Genomic DNA, 1,344 nt, shown 5'->3' with positions numbered 1-1,344 from the left:
GGCCGGGTTCTGGGTGTTCGGCACCACCCGCGCGGGGGCGCGGGCGGGGCCCCCCCCGCCGCGGCTCCCCCCCGGGGGGGGGGCCGGGCGGGCCGGGCTGGGCGACCCCGCCCGCCGCCGCCGCAGAATCCGACCAAGGAGACCCTGATGTCCGAGGCCTATATCGTCGACGCGGTCCGCACCCCGGTGGGCAAGAAGGGCGGCGGTCTCTCCGCCGTCCACCCCGCCGACCTGGGCGCCCATGTGCTGACCGCCCTGATGGCGCGCAGCGGCGCCGATCCGGCCGCCGTCGAGGACGTCGTCTTCGGCTGTCTGGACACCGTCGGACCCCAGGCCGGGGACATCGCCCGGACGTGCTGGCTGGCCGCCGGACTGCCCGAGGAGGTGCCCGGCGTCACCGTCGACCGCCAGTGCGGCTCCTCGCAGCAGGCCGTGCACTTCGCGGCGCAGGCGGTGCTCTCCGGCACCCAGGACCTGGTGGTTGCGGGCGGTGTGCAGAACATGTCGCAGATCCCGATCGCCTTCGCCGGCCGGCAGGCCGCCGTCCCGCTGGGCCTGACCGACGGCCCGTTCGCCGGCTCCGCGGGCTGGCGGGCCCGCTACGGTACGGCGCCCGTCAACCAGTTCCACGGCGCCGAACTCATCGCCGGCAAGTGGCACATCTCCCGTGCGGACATGGAGGAGTTCGCGCTCCGTTCGCACCGGCGGGCCGTCCGCGCCATCGACGAGGGCCGCTTCGACCGCGAGATCGTCGCCTACGGGGACGTCACGACCGACGAAGGGCCGCGCCGCACCACCTCGCTGGAGAAGATGGCCGGGCTGCCGCCGGTCGTCGAGGGCGGCCGGCTGACCGCGGCGGTGTCCTCGCAGGTCTCCGACGGCGCGGCCGCCCTGCTCCTGGCCTCCGCACGGGCGGTGGCCGACCACGGCCTCACCCCGCGGGCCCGTATCCACCATCTGTCGGTGCGCGGTGAGGACCCGATCCGGATGCTGTCCGCACCGATCCCGGCGACCGCGTATGCGCTGAAGAAGGCGGGGATGTCGATCGGCGACATCGATCTGGTCGAGATCAACGAGGCGTTCGCGCCCGTGGTGCTGGCCTGGCTGAAGGAGACCGGCGCCGACCCGGAGCGGGTCAATGCCAACGGCGGCGCCATCGCCCTCGGCCATCCGCTCGGCGCCACCGGCGTGCGGCTGATGACGACGCTGCTGCACGAACTGGAGCGCACCGGCGGCCGGTTCGGGCTGCAGACCATGTGCGAGGGCGGCGGCCAGGCCAACGTCACCATCATCGAGCGCCTCTGACTCCCGCTCCGGCGCCCCCGGTACGAACGACGTACCTGC

Annotated in this window: 1 protein-coding gene; it reads left to right on the top strand. The window is 74.6% G+C overall.

Annotated elements, in window-relative coordinates; all coding sequences use genetic code 11:
• Positions 1–147 precede the first annotated feature (147 nt).
• Complete coding sequence (locus ACWGJY_RS37510; protein WP_453265372.1) at positions 148–1,305, top strand: acetyl-CoA C-acetyltransferase; 1,158 nt, start codon at positions 148–150, stop codon at positions 1,303–1,305.
• The last annotated feature ends 39 nt before the right edge of the window (positions 1,306–1,344 follow it).

It is taken from the genome of Streptomyces sp. NPDC054765, from assembly GCF_053612065.1.
The sequence above is the reverse complement of the archived record's forward strand: the minus strand, read 5'-3'. Positions and strand labels throughout refer to the sequence as shown.